The following is a 13,988-nucleotide window of genomic DNA, read 5'->3' as shown; positions in this document are numbered from 1 at the left end:
GAATTGGATTTTCGAGAGGGCCAGCCGAAAGCTGGCCCTTTTCGTTTGCCGCACTAACCTATCGTCACAGAGGCGTCATCCAAGACCGCTAGCGCATCGTGCGGAAAAGTGGATCCGGTTTTCCGCGCCGAGCGATGCGCTCTTCAAAAGAAGGGAGCATCGGATGGATCCCAAAAGTGCCATCCACTTTTGGGTCCGATGCTCAGGCGGGGAAGCCTTACCGAAAGAGAGGAACTGCCCCGTGTCCTTCAAGCGCCTCCTGCCTCTGCTCGCCGTTCTGGTGCCCACCTTCGCGCAGGCCCAGGGCCTCTCCGGCAACCTCGTCCTGTATACGAGCCAGCCCAACACCGACGCACAGCAGACCATTGACGCTTTCAAGGCCAAGAATCCTGGCGTCAACGTCACCTTCGTGCGCGACGGAACGCCGAAGATCCTCGCCAAGCTCAGCGCCGAGTTCGAGGCCGGACAACCCCAGGCCGACGTGCTGCTGATTGCCGACAGCGTCACCATGGAGGGCCTGAAGAAGGAGGACCGCCTGCTGGCGCACGAGAGAGCCGACGTCTCGGCTTATCCGGCGGGCACGCACGATCCGCAAAAATTCTGGTTCGCCACCAAGCTGATCACCACGGGCATCGCCTATAACACGAAAGCGACCTTCAAGCCTTCCTCCTGGCAGGATTTGACGAGGCCGGAGGTCAAGGGCCAACTCGTGATGCCGAGTCCGCTCACCTCGGGTGCGGCCCTCATCCACGCCGCGACGCTCACCGGACATATGGACGGCGGCTGGAAATACTACGAGGCGCTCAAGGACAACGATGCCGTCGCCGGCGGCGGCAATGGCGATGTGCTCAAGCAGGTAGCGGGTGGCCAGAAGCTCTACGGCGTCATCGTCGACTACATGCCGATCCGCGAGAAGGCCAAGGGCGCTCCAGTCGAGTTCGTGTTCCCGAAGGAAGGCGTCTCGGCGGTGTCCGAACCCGTCGCTATTCTCAAGAGCACGAAGAATCCGGACGCGGCTCGCGCCTTCGTCGATTTCCTGCTTTCGAAGGAAGGACAGGAACTGGCGCTGAAGCAAGGCTACATCGCAGCCCATCCCGCCGTCGCCCTGCCCGCGGGCTATCCGGCGCGCGAAGAGATCAAGGTCATGAGCTTCGACGCGGCCAAAGCGCTCGCCGACGAGACCAAGAACAAGGCGGCCTTCGCCGACATCTTCGGACAGTGAGACATCGCATTCAGACCAAGTCATTCCTGGAGCGGGGAGGTTTCGGCCTTCTCGCTCTTGTCGCTTTGCTCGTCTTCGCCTTCGATGTCCTGCCCGCCCTGCGATTGCTGATCGCCGCGCTCTTTCCCGGCGGCGTCCTCAATCCGGATATCATGCTCGCGGCGCTCTCCAGCCGTGCCGCCATGAACGCGGCGCGCGCGACGCTGGAAACGGCGCTTCTGTCGACGCTGCTGGCGCTGCCTCTCGGCACGGCCATGGCGCTTGTCCTCGGCATCACCGACACCCGCAAGCGCCGCATCGCGTCGTTTCTCTTCGTCCTGTCGGTGATGATCTCGCCCCAGGTGATCGCGCTCGCCTTTCTGCACCTCGTCGGTCCGGCCTCACCGATCCTGAATGCGCTGGGACTTGCACCGGAAGCAGGCAGCGCCAACCCGATGCTCGGGCGCGGCGGCATCATTCTGGTGCTCGGCCTGCATCATGCACCGCTCGTCTATGTGGTGATGAGCGCAGGTTTGAAGCGCATTCCACTTGCCGTCGTCGAAGCGGCCCGCATCGACGGCGCGCGGCCTATCGATATCATGACCGACCACCTGATGCCGTTGCTGCGCCCGCATCTCGTCAGCGCGGCCCTGCTCGCTTTCGTAGCCGGGATCGGCAATTTCGGCATTCCGGCGCTTCTCGGCGCACCGGTGAACTACCTGACGCTTCCCGTTCTCATCTACCGGCGCCTGTCGAGCTTCGGCACCGGCATGATCGGCGACGTGTCGGCCCTCGGTCTTCTCGTCGCGGCCATCGCCATCGTGTGCGTTGCCGCAAGCCAGTTTCTCACGCGCAAGGATGCCGTGCATCTGGACGAAGACACGCCCCTGAAGCCGTTCTGGTTTCTCGGCCGTGCGCGCATTGCGGCCGAAATCTTCGTCGGTGCCGTCCTGGTCACGACCCTTGTTCTTCCGATCCTGTCGCTCATGGCATCGGCTCTCGTCCCGTCCTACGGCATGCCTCTTTCCTTCGCGACGATCACCTTCGACAATTTCGTCGAGGTGCTGGCGCGTCAGGACGTCACGATCCGCGCCTTCACGAACTCGCTGCTCTATGCCGGTGGAGCGGCATTGCTCCTGTCCTTGGTCGTCGTGCCTGTCGCCTATGGGCTGATCCGCCTGATGGGGCGATGGAGAATCCTCGCGGCATCGCTCCTCGAAATCGCCTACGTGCTGCCCGGCATCGTGCTGGCCATCGCGTGCATTCTGCTCTTCTTGAAGCCGTTGCCGCTCGTGCGCGTCTCGCTCTACGCGACGCCGTGGATCATCGTCTTCGCCTATCTCGCCCGCTTCCTCTCGGTGGCGCTGAAACCCGTGCTCGCGGGCATGGCGCAGGTCGATGTCGCCCAGGAGGAAGCCGCAGCCATTGACGGTGCACGTCTGGCGCAACGGCTCTTCGGCATCGTGCTCCCCTCCCTGCTTCCCGCCGCCGTCGCTGGCGGATTGATGGCGTTCCTGCTCGCCTTCAGCGAACTCACGGTCTCGGCCCTGCTCTGGTCGGCCGGGACAGAGACCATCGGGGTGGTACTCTACAATCTCGAGGAAGCGGGCCTTGCGAGCCAAGCCTCGGCAATCGCCATCGTCATCGTCGCCGTGGTGACCGTTGCCATGCTCGTCCTCGATGCATTGGGCAAGTATCTCCCCGAGGGGGCCCTGCCCTGGCAATGCGAGATCGAAAGCGATGGGCGTATGCAGAGGCAGGCTTTTCAGGCGCCCGCTCGCTCTGCCGCAATCAGCCGGCTCGAACCCAAGGCCGCATTGAGCTGAGTGTTCCACTTCCTCCAGATACGGCTCGCCGGGAATGATGCTCTCCGATGTCATGGCCGGCCTTGTGCCGGCCATCCCGATAAGGAAAAGCGCCGCACTTTCTCGAATCGAGATCACCGGCACGAGGCCGGTGATGACGTGCGGAGTGATCGTGCGACATCGCCTCCATCAAAACTGAACGGGTCTCTCACGCTCCTGGCGGGCTGTGAGGGAACGGCCCTTGCACGATAGTGCGGCTTGTCCCCTTAGCCGGAACATCCCCCTATGCCGAACCCGGTCCAACGCTTTAGCATCCTGTCATGGCTTCTTCGTCTCTCGACCCCTTCCGCCTCGCCTTTTCCGAACCGTCCTGGGACGACCTGCGGATCTTTCTCGCCGTGGTGGCTCATGGATCGATGAACAGCGCCGCCAAGGCGCTCGGCCAGAGCCAGCCGACCATCGCGCGGCGCATCAAGGTGCTGGAGGAGACGTTGGGCCTCAGCCTCTTTCAGCGCGGGCCGAATAATCTCGAATTGACGGAAGCAGGCGATGCCATCCTCGAAGCGGCGGGCCCCATGGGGGACGCCGCCGCCGTCGTGTCGCGGACAGCCGCGGCCTACAGGCCCGATCCCGACGCGCCTGTACGGATCACGGCCACCGCCTCGGTGACCCTGTTCCTGTCGCTTTACGCGGCACAGCTTCACGAGGCCGCAGCCCCCGTGGAGATCGCCTATATCCCGACCCGCCGCAGGCTCGATCTCGCCTCGGGCGAGGCCGATATCGGCCTGCGGATGCGCAGCCTGCCGGAGGGCACGGACGATCTCGTGGCGAGGAAAATCGGCCAGATCGCCTTTGCCATGTATGCCCGCACGGAAAATCCCATGGCGGTCATCGCGCCGCCGGAAGACCCAACGCTTTCGCGTCAGGCCGCCTATGTGGCCGAGTTCGCCCAGGGACGCACCATCGCGGCGCGCATCGGCGACATGCCGATCCGCTACCAGGCGGCCAAAGCAGGGCTCGGCGCCGCCTTCCTTCCCTGCTGGCTCGGTGATTCGGACTCCGACCTCATCCAGATCACGAAGCCGGAGGGCGACCTGATCGAGGACGTCTTCCTCGTCATGCACCGGCGCAGCCGGAACCGCCCTAACGTGACGCGGGTGGCGAATGCCCTGGCGGCGCTGTTCAAGAAGAACCAGAAGGCGCTGATCGGCGCCTGATCAATCCTTTGCGGAAGCCTTCGCCTTCCCGCCCGGGATCTCCCCCAGCGCATGCACCAGCACCTTCTTCATGGCGCCGGGCAGCGCCTCCTCGTGCAGCTGAAGGCGCGGCATCCAGCGCATGTCCTCGGGCGCCGGCGTCCCCTTCGCGACCTTCGCGAACAGCACCGTGAGTTCCAGGGGGAAATGGGTGAAGACGTGTTTCACCGTACCCGGCAGGCGCTGCCAGCGGGCCTCGATGGGTGCGTCGAGCACGGCGCGGGAGGGCTCGTAATCCGGCTCCCAGGCGCTCGTCGGCGGCTCGACCATGCCGCCGAGAAGCCCCTGCGGCGGGCGGGTGCGGAGCAGGATCGTGTCGTCGGCGCGCAGAACCACGAAGGCCGCGCCTTTGCGCAGCTGCCCGCTTTCCTTCTTCTGCTTTCTAGGGAAGGTTTCCTGTAGGCCCTCCGCCCGGGCCTTGCAGGGCACCATCCACGGGCAGAGCGCGCAGGCCGGGCGCTTGGGCGTGCAGATGGTGGCGCCGAGATCCATGACGGCCTGGGCGAAATCGCCCGGCCGGTCCTCTGGCACCAGGTCCTCGGTGAGGGAGCGGATCACGGGCTTGGCCTTCGGCAGCGGTTCCTCGACCATGAAGATGCGGGCCATGACCCGCTCCACGTTGCCGTCCACCGCGGCGGCCTTCTCGTTGAACGCGATGGCCGCGACGGCTGCCGCCGTATAGGCGCCGATGCCGGGAAGCTTTAGAAGTTCGGCCTCCGTCCCTGGAAAATGCCCGCCATGCTGATCCACGACCGCCTTGGCGCAGGCATGGAGGTTGCGGGCGCGGGAATAATAGCCGAGCCCCGCCCAGGCCTGCATCACCGCCTCCGAGGGCGCCTCGGCCAAGGCTTCAACACTCGGAAACCGTTCGAGAAAACTCAGGTAATAGGGTCTGACCGCCGCCACCGTCGTCTGCTGCAGCATGATCTCGGAGAGCCAGACGCGGTAGGGATCCGCCGTCACGCCGGGCTTGGCGCGCCACGGCAGGTCCCGCCGGTGACGGTCGTACCAGGCGAGAAGATCCTGCGGGTCGGGCTTGGTCGCGCTCGGGGCGGGCGTTAACATGGGATTCGGAATAGCGTTCTACACGGAATATTCCAACGCGGCTTTTGGACATTCAACATGAGACGACCGAGGCCTCTTGCCCGCCCCCTTGCCGAGTTTCTCGACGTCTGCCTGTCCCCCAGCTTGGCGGCGCAAGGCTTTGCGACCTCCGACATCATCATGGCCTGGCCCGATATCGTCGGCGAGCGGCTCTCCGCCTTCACCCAGCCGCTCAAGATTGAGTGGAAGCGGAAAGCCCCCCATGCCGATCCGGAGGCACGACCCGATCCGGCCACCCTCGTGATCCGGGTCGAGAGCGCCTTCGCCCTTGAGCTCCAGCACTTGGCTCCCACCGTCATCGACCGGGTGAACACCTATTACGGCTGGCGCTGCATCGGGAAGCTGGTGCTGAAACAAGGCCCCGTGCGGCGGGTCGAGAAGAAGCGCCCGGCCCCCCGCCCCCTTACCCCTGCGGAGAGGGAGAAGGTGGACAAGGCCGTCGGGCCGATCGAGGAGGAATCCTTGAAGGCGGCCCTTGACCGGCTGGGCCAGGCCATCGTCAGCTCCGGTTCACGCACGAAAGCGTGAGATATTGGGCGCTTGCCTCCAAGGCCAAGTCATTCTACCGCAGGACGAAATCTCTTCAGGAGCTTCCCCACGATGATCACCCGGCGTCAGACGCTTCAGCTTCTCGGAACCGCAGCCGCGACCGTCTATTTCGGCATGAGCCTTCCGGCCCTCGCCCAGAACGTGTCCGTTCAGGACCTCGCGGTCCAGGGGCCGCTGGGCGATATCGCGCTCGGCCCTGCCGACGCCAAGGTGACGATTATCGAGTACGCCTCGATGACCTGCTCCCACTGCGCCCACTTCCATGCCACGACCTGGCCCGAGCTGAAGAAGCGGTACATCGATACCGGCAAGATCCGCTTCGTCCTGCGCGAATTCCCGCTCGATCCATTGGCTACGGCCGGTTTCATGCTCGCCCGTTGCGACGGCAACGACAAGTACTACCCGATCACGGACCTGCTCTTCGACCAGCAGAAGAACTGGGCTTTCGTCGACAAACCCCTCGATGCTCTCCGGGCCATGCTCAAGCAGGCAGGTTTTTCACAGGAAAAATTTGATGCTTGCCTCAAGGACCAGAAACTATATGACGCAGTCAACGCGGTGAAGAACCGGGCAATGGAGCAGTTCAAGGTAGACTCCACGCCCACTTTCTTCATCAATGGTCAGCGCCATCCTGGAGCCCTGTCGATCGATGAGCTTGAGAAGATCATCAAGCCGATGCTCGGAGAGTAAGCTCCGCTACCCTGCCCCTCGGGCATCGGGCCCAAAAGTGGTGCCCACTTTTGGGGTCAATCCGATGCCCTCTCCCTTGATGCGCACATCGTTCGAGGCGGAAAACCGGATCCACTTTTCGCTGGCGCGGCCCGCTGGGTCCGCACGATGTGCTAGCGGGCGGGACGGAAAGGCGCGTCCATGAAGCTGACGCGCCTTCGCATTGCAGGCTTCAAGACCTTCGTCGAGCCGACTGACTTCCTGATCGAGCCGGGCCTGACCGGCGTCGTCGGCCCGAACGGCTGCGGCAAGTCCAACCTCGTCGAGGCCCTGCGCTGGGTCATGGGGGAGAACTCCCACAAGAACATGCGCGCCACGGGGATGGACGACGTCATCTTCTCCGGCTCCTCCGGTTCGGGGAGCCGTCCGGCCCGGAACTGGGCCGAGGTGATGCTCACCATCGATAATACCGGGCGCACGGCCCCGGCCGCCTTCAACGATACGGACCTGCTGGAAATCTCTCGTAAGATCGAGCGCGAGGAAGGCTCGACCTACCGGGTCAACGGCAAGGAAGTTCGCGCCCGCGACGTGCAGATCCTGTTCGCAGATGCCGCGACCGGCGCCCGGTCCCCGGCCCTCGTCCGCCAGGGCCAGATCAGCGAGATCATCTCCGCCAAGCCCCAGGCCCGTCGCCGCATCCTGGAAGATGCCGCCGGCATCGCCGGTCTCCATGCCCGTCGGCATGAGGCGGAGCTGCGCCTCAAGGCCGCCGAGGACAACCTCGTCCGTGTCGAGGACGTGATCCGCGAGCTGGAAAGCCAGATCGAGAGCCTAAAGCGCCAGGGCCGTCAGGCCTCCCGCTACAAGAACCTTTCGGCCGAGATCCGCCGCCTCGAAGCGCTGATTTACGCCATCAGCTTCGCCGACGCGCGCGAGCAGGCCGCCACCGCCGAACGGCAGGTCGCCGAGGATCTCAAGGCCGTCGCCGACGCCACCGAGGAGCAGACCCGGGCCGCCACGGCCCAGGCGGTCGCCGCCCATGGCCTGCCGGCCCTGCGGCAGGCGGAGGCCGCCGCAGCAGCCGCCCTGCAGCGCCTGACCCATGCCCGGAACGAGCTCGAATCGGAAGAGCGCCGTTCCAAGGAACGCGTGGTCGAGCTCGAGCGCCATATCGGAGACCTCAATCGCGACATCGCCCGCGAGGCGGCGCAGCGCACGGATGCCGAGGCCACCATCGAACGGCTTCAGTCCGAGGCGGCAGAGATTGCGCTCACCACCGACGGGGCGGACGATGTCCGCGCTGAGGCCGAGGAGCGCCTTCAGACGGCCGAGGCGGAGCTGGCGGAAGCCGAATCGGCCTTGAGCGCCCTTCAGGCCCAGACGTCCGACCTCAACGCCCGCCGGGCCGCCCTGGAGCGCGCCGTGCGCGAGGAGATGGAGCGCGCCTCCCGTTTCCGATCCGAGAAGGAGCGGCTCGAACGCGAGATCGCCGCGCTCTCCGCTTCGCCCGAGGATGGCCCCTCCCTCGACGACCTGCGTGAGGAAGCGGCGATTGCCGAGGAAACAGCGCATGGCGCTGAAGAATCGGTGATCGAGGCGCGCGAGACCCTGTCGGCTGTCCGCGAGGCCGAGAATCGCCTGCGACAGCCCCTCAACGAGGCCGAGCGGACGGCCCAGCGCCTGGAAACCGAGGCGCGCACCCTCGCCAAGCTCGTCACCTCCGCGACGGGCGACCTCTGGCCCCCGGCGGTCGACCAGATCACGGTTCGGAAGGGCTACGAGACGGCCCTGGGCGCCGCTCTTGGCGACGATCTCGAAGCCTCGATCAACCCTTCGGCTCCTCACCACTGGGCCGAAACCAATTCCGGCGAGAGCGACCCTGCCCTTCCGGAAGGCGTCGTCTCCCTGGCGGACCTCTCTCAGGCCCCTGCTCAGCTTCAGCGCCGGCTGCGCCAGATCGGCGTGGTGAGCAAGGCCGATGGCCTGCGCCTGCGCGGCCTCCTGAAGCCCGGTCAGCGCCTCGTTACCGAAGAGGGCGACCTCTGGCGTTGGGACGGCTTTACGGCCGCCGCCGAAGCGCCTTCCCCGGCCGCCCGCCGCCTGGCGGAAAAGAATCGCCTCGGCGACCTGGAACGTGAGGCAGCTTCAGCCCGCGAACAGGCCGAACATCTGCGCCAGGAGGCCGAAGCGGCCCTCGAGGCCGTCCGCAAGGCTGCCTCCCATGAGATGCAGGCCATCGAGGCCGCGCGCCAGACCCGGCAGGCGCTCGATGCCGCCCGGACGCGACTGACCGCGGCCGAGCGCAAGGAGGCCGAACTCGGCCAGCGCCGCTCGGCCCTGCAAGAGGGCCTCGCCCGTCTGAGCGAGAGCGAGGCGGAAGCCCTTGAGCGTGTGCAGGATGCCGAAGGTGCCCTGCAGGACCTCGCCCCCGCGCCCGATCTCGAAAGCCGCCTGCTCGAAGAACGCACCCGGGTGGCGGAGCGCCGGGCCGCCGCCTCCGAGGCGCGCGCCGCCCTCCAGTCCCTCATGCATGAGGGGGAACTGCGCCGCCGCAGGCAGGAGTCGATTGCCGCCGATATCCGCCTCTGGACCGAGCGCGTTGCCCGTGCGGCCAGGGCTTTCGAGGATCTGGGCGAACGCTTGGAGCGTGCCCAGGACGAGCACCAGCGCCTGCTGGAGGCTCCCGATACCTACCTTCAGCGCCGCCGCGCCCTCCTGGCCGAGGTCGAAGAGGCTGAGGCGAAGCGCAAGGAAGCCGCCGATCACCTCGCCGATGCGGAGACGAGCCTCGCCGAGTCGGACCGGGCCGCCCGCGCCGCCCTCGAGGCGCTGTCGGCCGCCCGCGAGGGGCGCGCCGGTTCTCAGGCCCGCCACGAAGCGGCCGTTGCCCGCCTGGCCGAGATCACCCGCAATATCGCCGAGAACCTGGAGACGACGCCGGCCGGGCTCATCGAGCTTGCGGGCCTGAAGGAAGGCTTCGAGCTGCCCTCCCATGGGGAGATCGAATCCAAGCTGCACTCCCTCAAGAGCGACCGGGAGCGCCTCGGCGCCGTGAACCTGCGCGCCGACGAGGAGCTGACCGAACTCGAGACCAAGTACAACAACATCGCCGGCGAGCGGGATGACCTTGTCGAGGCCATCAAGCGCCTGCGCCAGGCCATCGGCAGCCTCAACCGCGAGGGCCGGGAGCGCCTGCTCGCCGCCTTCGACGTGGTGAACAATCACTTCAAGCAGCTTTTCTCCACCCTGTTCGGCGGCGGCACGGCGGAATTGACCCTGGTCGATTCGGACGACCCGCTGGAAGCGGGCCTCGAAATTCTCGCCCGTCCGCCCGGCAAGAAGCCGCAGAGCATGACCCTGCTCTCGGGCGGCGAGCAGGCCCTGACGGCCACGGCGCTGATCTTCGCGGTGTTCCTCACGAATCCATCGCCGATCTGCGTGCTCGACGAGGTGGATGCGCCGCTCGACGATGCCAACGTAGAGCGCTACTGCGCGCTCCTGGAGGACATGTCCCGCCAGACCGAGACGCGGTTCGTGGTCATCACCCACAACCCGATCACCATGGCCCGGATGGACCGCCTCTTCGGCGTCACCATGGCCGAACGGGGCGTGTCGCAGCTCGTCTCCGTCGATCTGCAGAGCGCCGAGCGCATTCTTGAGGTAGCTTAAGGCTTTCAGCCTCGCCTTGCTCCGGCCTCAAAAACATGTGCGCTTTCGGCCGAAAGCCGCCCGAAAACAGCGTTTTATAAGCCATTTCAATTATTTAGATCTTTTTAGACGCTTCTTGACAGGGTGGACCCCCGCTCATATGGTGCGCCCGGCTTTCGGGGCTGGGCTTCCAAGCATTTTCCCGCAACGCTTCAAAGGAGATCGCAATGGCGGACCCCAACGAGCGGAACGGAGACGATGAGCGGAAACCGGGCAGCGCCGACGATGCCGACCTGTCTGCGAGACTGCAATCGCTCGACGCACGGATCTCCCATGCATCCGCGCAGCGAGCCGAAGCGGAACCTCGCCCCCGCCCGACGTCCGATTCCAGCGCTCTCGGTCAAGCCTTCAGGCTCTCGGCCGAATTCGTTGCAGGAGTGGCCGCCGGAGGAATTCTGGGTTGGATTGTCGACCGTTTGTTTGGGACTTCCCCTTGGGGTCTGATCGTTTGTCTGATACTCGGCTTCTGCGCCGGGATGCTCAATCTGATGCGAGCAGCCGGGATGGTCAAATCCGCCCGGTATGACGACAAGCGGTGACGGACTTCGAACGCCGAACGGCAATTGATAACATCGAACTTTGAGAGCGGATCATGGCGAGCCCGATCGAACAATTCCAGATCAAGCCCATCATTCCGGTTATCAATTTCACCAATTCGTCCCTGTTCATGATCGGCGCTGCCGCCGTGATCGTGGGCGGCCTGCTGCTGGCGACCCGCAAGCGCGCCGTCGTTCCGGGCCGCGCCCAGTCCGTGGCGGAAGTCCTGCACGATTTCGTCGCCAACACGCTGGTCGATGCGACAGGCAAGGAGGGGATGAAGTTCTTCCCCCTCGTCTTCTCCCTCTTCATGTTCGTGCTGACCGCGAACATGCTCGGCATGATCCCGGGCTTCTTCACGGTCACCAGCCACATCATCGTCACCTTCGCCCTCGCCCTGCTCGTCATCGGCACGGTCGTGGTCTACGGTTTCATGAAGCACGGCACCCACTTCCTCGGCCTTTTCGTGCCGTCGGGCGTGCCGGCATGGCTCCTGCCCTTCATCGTGGTGATCGAGCTCATCTCGTTCCTCTCGCGCCCGATCTCACTCAGCCTGCGTCTCTTCGCGAACATGCTCGCGGGACACATCGCGCTGAAGGTTTTCGCAGGCTTTGTCGTCAGTCTCCTGGCTGCCGGCGGGGCCCTGACGATCCTCGCTCCGCTGCCGCTTCTCATGGCGGTTGCCCTCATGGCGCTCGAGTTCCTCGTCGCCGCTCTGCAGGCCTACGTCTTCACGGTGTTGACCTGCATCTACCTCAACGACGCGCTGCACCCGGGCCACTAGGTCTGCGCTGAGTTACACCTTCCCTCCCGATCACAGTATTCCCAAGGAGATCACAATGGATCCGGTTGCTTTCAAGTACCTCGGCGCGGGCCTCGCCTGCATCGGCATGGGTCTCGCCGCTATGGGCGTTGGCAACATCTTCGGTAACTTCCTCTCCGGCGCTCTGCGCAACCCGTCGGCTGCCGACGGCCAGTTCGCCCGCGCATTCATCGGTGCGGCGCTCGCAGAAGGTCTCGGCATCTTCTGTCTCGTCGTCGCTCTCGTTCTGCTCTTCACCTAATCTCAAGACGGTGATCGGGAGGTCGAGGCGCGCTCGAGCGCTTCGCCTCGACAGGGGTGACGGCGGATTGAACCGCCGTCATTCATGTTTCCGGCGTATCGTACGGAAAAGTGGGAACCGGTTTTCCGTGGTGAACGATACGCCAGTTTAGGGATCGAGCATCGAATTGATCCCAAAAGTGCAATCCACTTTTGGGTTCGATGCTAGGACTACTCATCCTTTAGGATCTGCTCCATGGCTCAGGCTCAGACGAACCACGCCACAACAGAGGCCCCCGGCGGCGCTCACGAGGATATCGGCTTTCCGCCCTTCGAGACGGAAACCTATGCCGGTCAGCTCCTCTGGCTGGCGATCACCTTCGTGGTGCTCTACACCCTGCTTTCCAGGCTGGTTCTCCCGCGTCTGGGCGGAATCATCGAGAACCGCCGCGCGATGATCGCTAGCGATCTCGACGACGCGGCCGCCATGAAATCCCGCGCCGAAGAAGCCGGCGCCGCCTACGAGAAGGCTCTCGCCGAAGCCAAGGGCCGCGCCCAGGCTCTCGCGCAGGAGACCCGCGCCAAGCTCTCGGCCGAGAGCGATGCGAAGCGCAAGGCTCTCGAGGCCGACCTCAACCAGCGTCTCGCCGACGCGGAGGCGACGATCTCCGCAAAGAAGTCCGAGGCCATGAGCCACGTGGATGCCATCGCCCGCGATACCGCTTCCGCCATCATCGAGCGCCTGACCGGCAAGGCTCCGGCCCCGCAGAAGGTCGAAGCCGCTCTCAACCAGATCAAGGCCTGATCGGGAGGTCCCCATGTTGCACAGCGCTGAATTCTGGGTCGCGGTCGCCTTCGTCATCTTCTGGGGCATCCTGTTCTACAAGGGCGTCCCGGGCAACGTGCTCAACCAGCTCGATTCCCGCGGCAGGCGCATTGCCAACGAATTGGCCGAGGCCCAGCGCCTGCGCCAGGACGCCGAACGGCTCCTCAAGGAATACGAGGCCAAGCGCGCGGCTGCCGAGCGTGAAGCCGCCGACATCGTCTCCACCGCCCGCGACGAGGCCGAGCGCCTTGCCCGCGAAGCCCAGGAGAAGATGACGGATTTCGTAAAGCGCCGCACGGCCACCGCCGAGGCGAAGATCGCCCAGGCCGAGGCGCAGGCTTCCGCTGAAGTGCGTGCTGCTGCGGTCGACGCCGCCATCAAGGCCTCCGAGCGTGTCCTGCGCGACGAGATCACCGGCGCCACGGCCGCCTCGCTCATGAAAGCAAGCCTCAACGACGTGCGCACGAAGCTGCAATAAAGGCACCGCTTCGGACGAACCCACTCAAGGCCGCCCTTCGAGGCGGCCTTTCTGCTTGGAGACCATGATGCTGCTGATCTTCGATTGCGATGGCGTGCTGGTCGATTCGGAGCCCCTGAGCTGCCGCATCGATGCCGAGGTCCTGACGGAATGCGGCGTACCCTACACGGCCCAAGACGTGGCGCGCGAGTTTACCGGTGTCAGCATTAAGGACCAGATCGCCCGGATCGAATCGGAGCGCGGCATCCGGCTTCCCGAGGATTTCACCGAACGGCTCAACCGGACCCTGTTCGCGCGTTTCGAAACCGACCTGAAGCCCATCGCGGGCGTGCGCGACGCCATCCTGTCGCTCCCCGTCCCCCGCTGCGTCGCCTCATCATCCATCCCGGAACGAATCGCCCTCTCGCTGCGCGTCACGGGCCTCTCCGACCTGTTCGACCACATCTTCAGCTCGACCCAGGTGGCGCGCGGAAAACCCGCACCGGACCTGTTTCTCTATGCGGCGCAACGCATGAGCACTCGTCCTGAGGACTGCCTGGTCATCGAGGATTCCGTCGCAGGCGTTCAGGCGGCGGTTGCCGCCGGCATGCGCGTCATCGGGTTCACGGATGGCGGCCATTGTGGGCCCGAGCATGGGGAGAGGCTCCGGCAGGCGGGGGCATTGCACATTGTCGAGCACATGGAAGACCTGCCAGGAACGATCCGGAATCGATAAGAATCGACTCCCGATCCGACGCTTAGAGCTGTTTCCCCTTACGTGGAATCATCTCTCGTCTTTGCTTTGCCGCATTTTTTGACGGTGAACCGGATCCA

General features: G+C 65.0%; 13 protein-coding genes. 12 read left to right on the top strand and 1 reads right to left on the bottom strand.

Annotated features, from left to right (window positions below; genetic code table 11):
- The first annotated feature begins 241 nt into the window (after positions 1-241).
- The 3 genes from AB4097_RS02435 (at position 242) to AB4097_RS02425 (ending at position 4,223) form a co-directional block, all read left to right on the top strand.
- Positions 242-1,222, top strand: coding sequence for an ABC transporter substrate-binding protein (locus AB4097_RS02435; protein ID WP_442036904.1), 981 nt, complete (start codon positions 242-244; stop codon positions 1,220-1,222).
- A complete protein-coding gene (locus AB4097_RS02430; protein ID WP_442036902.1) occupies positions 1,219-3,027 on the top strand; it encodes an ABC transporter permease in 1,809 nt (602 codons plus the stop codon). Before AB4097_RS02435 ends, AB4097_RS02430 begins: the two co-directional genes overlap by 4 nt.
- A 299-nt stretch (positions 3,028-3,326) precedes the next feature.
- On the top strand, positions 3,327-4,223 hold the full coding sequence (locus tag AB4097_RS02425; RefSeq protein ID WP_442036900.1) for a LysR family transcriptional regulator: 897 nt from the start codon (positions 3,327-3,329) through the stop codon (positions 4,221-4,223).
- Here AB4097_RS02425 and mutY read toward each other — a convergent pair whose 3' ends face one another.
- On the bottom strand, positions 4,224-5,327 hold the full coding sequence (gene mutY, locus AB4097_RS02420; RefSeq protein WP_442036898.1) for an A/G-specific adenine glycosylase: 1,104 nt from the start codon (positions 5,325-5,327) through the stop codon (positions 4,224-4,226).
- A gap of 57 nt (positions 5,328-5,384) precedes the next feature.
- On the opposite strand from mutY, the gene AB4097_RS02415 reads away from it, so the two are divergent.
- The 9 genes from AB4097_RS02415 to AB4097_RS02375 all read left to right on the top strand — a co-directional run bounded on the left by AB4097_RS02415 (position 5,385) and on the right by AB4097_RS02375 (position 13,890).
- The gene (locus tag AB4097_RS02415; protein WP_442036896.1) at positions 5,385-5,894 is read left to right on the top strand and encodes a DUF721 domain-containing protein; all 510 of its coding nucleotides are present in this window, start codon (positions 5,385-5,387) and stop codon (positions 5,892-5,894) included.
- Between the two features lie 72 nt (positions 5,895-5,966).
- Positions 5,967-6,605, top strand: coding sequence for a DsbA family protein (locus tag AB4097_RS02410; protein ID WP_442036894.1), 639 nt, complete (start codon positions 5,967-5,969; stop codon positions 6,603-6,605).
- Positions 6,606-6,785: 180 nt separating this feature from the next.
- Complete coding sequence (smc, locus tag AB4097_RS02405) at positions 6,786-10,253, top strand: chromosome segregation protein SMC (protein WP_442036892.1); 3,468 nt, start codon at positions 6,786-6,788, stop codon at positions 10,251-10,253.
- A gap of 206 nt (positions 10,254-10,459) precedes the next feature.
- The gene (locus AB4097_RS02400; protein WP_442036890.1) at positions 10,460-10,831 is read left to right on the top strand and encodes an AtpZ/AtpI family protein; all 372 of its coding nucleotides are present in this window, start codon (positions 10,460-10,462) and stop codon (positions 10,829-10,831) included.
- Positions 10,832-10,884: 53 nt separating this feature from the next.
- Positions 10,885-11,613 (top strand): F0F1 ATP synthase subunit A, encoded by a 729-nt coding sequence (locus AB4097_RS02395; RefSeq protein ID WP_442036888.1) that lies wholly within the window; start codon positions 10,885-10,887, stop codon positions 11,611-11,613.
- Positions 11,614-11,668: 55 nt separating this feature from the next.
- Complete coding sequence (locus AB4097_RS02390) at positions 11,669-11,893, top strand: F0F1 ATP synthase subunit C (RefSeq protein ID WP_150949349.1); 225 nt, start codon at positions 11,669-11,671, stop codon at positions 11,891-11,893.
- A 234-nt stretch (positions 11,894-12,127) separates the two neighbouring features.
- On the top strand, positions 12,128-12,676 hold the full coding sequence (locus AB4097_RS02385) for a F0F1 ATP synthase subunit B family protein (protein WP_442036886.1): 549 nt from the start codon (positions 12,128-12,130) through the stop codon (positions 12,674-12,676).
- Between the two features lie 16 nt (positions 12,677-12,692).
- Positions 12,693-13,175 (top strand): F0F1 ATP synthase subunit B family protein, encoded by a 483-nt coding sequence (locus AB4097_RS02380; protein ID WP_442037069.1) that lies wholly within the window; start codon positions 12,693-12,695, stop codon positions 13,173-13,175.
- 67 nt (positions 13,176-13,242) lie between these two features.
- Positions 13,243-13,890, top strand: a complete 648-nt coding sequence (locus tag AB4097_RS02375; RefSeq protein ID WP_442036884.1) for an HAD family hydrolase — start codon at positions 13,243-13,245, stop codon at positions 13,888-13,890.
- Positions 13,891-13,988 lie beyond the last annotated feature (98 nt).

The sequence above is a fragment of the Microvirga sp. 2MCAF35 genome (assembly GCF_052115545.1).
Taxonomy (GTDB): Bacteria; Pseudomonadota; Alphaproteobacteria; order Rhizobiales; family Beijerinckiaceae; genus Microvirga.
Note: the sequence above shows the minus strand (reverse complement) of the source record. Positions and strands in the feature narration are given on the sequence as shown.

Bases quoted from the DNA above. Each gene is read 5' to 3' on its own strand.
- AB4097_RS02425 (WP_442036900.1), top strand. From the start codon at position 3,327: ATGGCTTCTTCGTCTCTCGACCCCTTCCGCCTCGCCTTTTCCGAACCG.
- mutY (WP_442036898.1), bottom strand. From the start codon at position 5,327: ATGTTAACGCCCGCCCCGAGCGCGACCAAGCCCGACCCGCAGGATCTT.
- AB4097_RS02415 (WP_442036896.1), top strand. From the start codon at position 5,385: ATGAGACGACCGAGGCCTCTTGCCCGCCCCCTTGCCGAGTTTCTCGAC.
- AB4097_RS02410 (WP_442036894.1), top strand. From the start codon at position 5,967: ATGATCACCCGGCGTCAGACGCTTCAGCTTCTCGGAACCGCAGCCGCG.
- smc (WP_442036892.1), top strand. From the start codon at position 6,786: ATGAAGCTGACGCGCCTTCGCATTGCAGGCTTCAAGACCTTCGTCGAG.
- AB4097_RS02400 (WP_442036890.1), top strand. From the start codon at position 10,460: ATGGCGGACCCCAACGAGCGGAACGGAGACGATGAGCGGAAACCGGGC.
- AB4097_RS02395 (WP_442036888.1), top strand. From the start codon at position 10,885: ATGGCGAGCCCGATCGAACAATTCCAGATCAAGCCCATCATTCCGGTT.
- AB4097_RS02390 (WP_150949349.1), top strand. From the start codon at position 11,669: ATGGATCCGGTTGCTTTCAAGTACCTCGGCGCGGGCCTCGCCTGCATC.
- AB4097_RS02385 (WP_442036886.1), top strand. From the start codon at position 12,128: ATGGCTCAGGCTCAGACGAACCACGCCACAACAGAGGCCCCCGGCGGC.
- AB4097_RS02375 (WP_442036884.1), top strand. From the start codon at position 13,243: ATGCTGCTGATCTTCGATTGCGATGGCGTGCTGGTCGATTCGGAGCCC.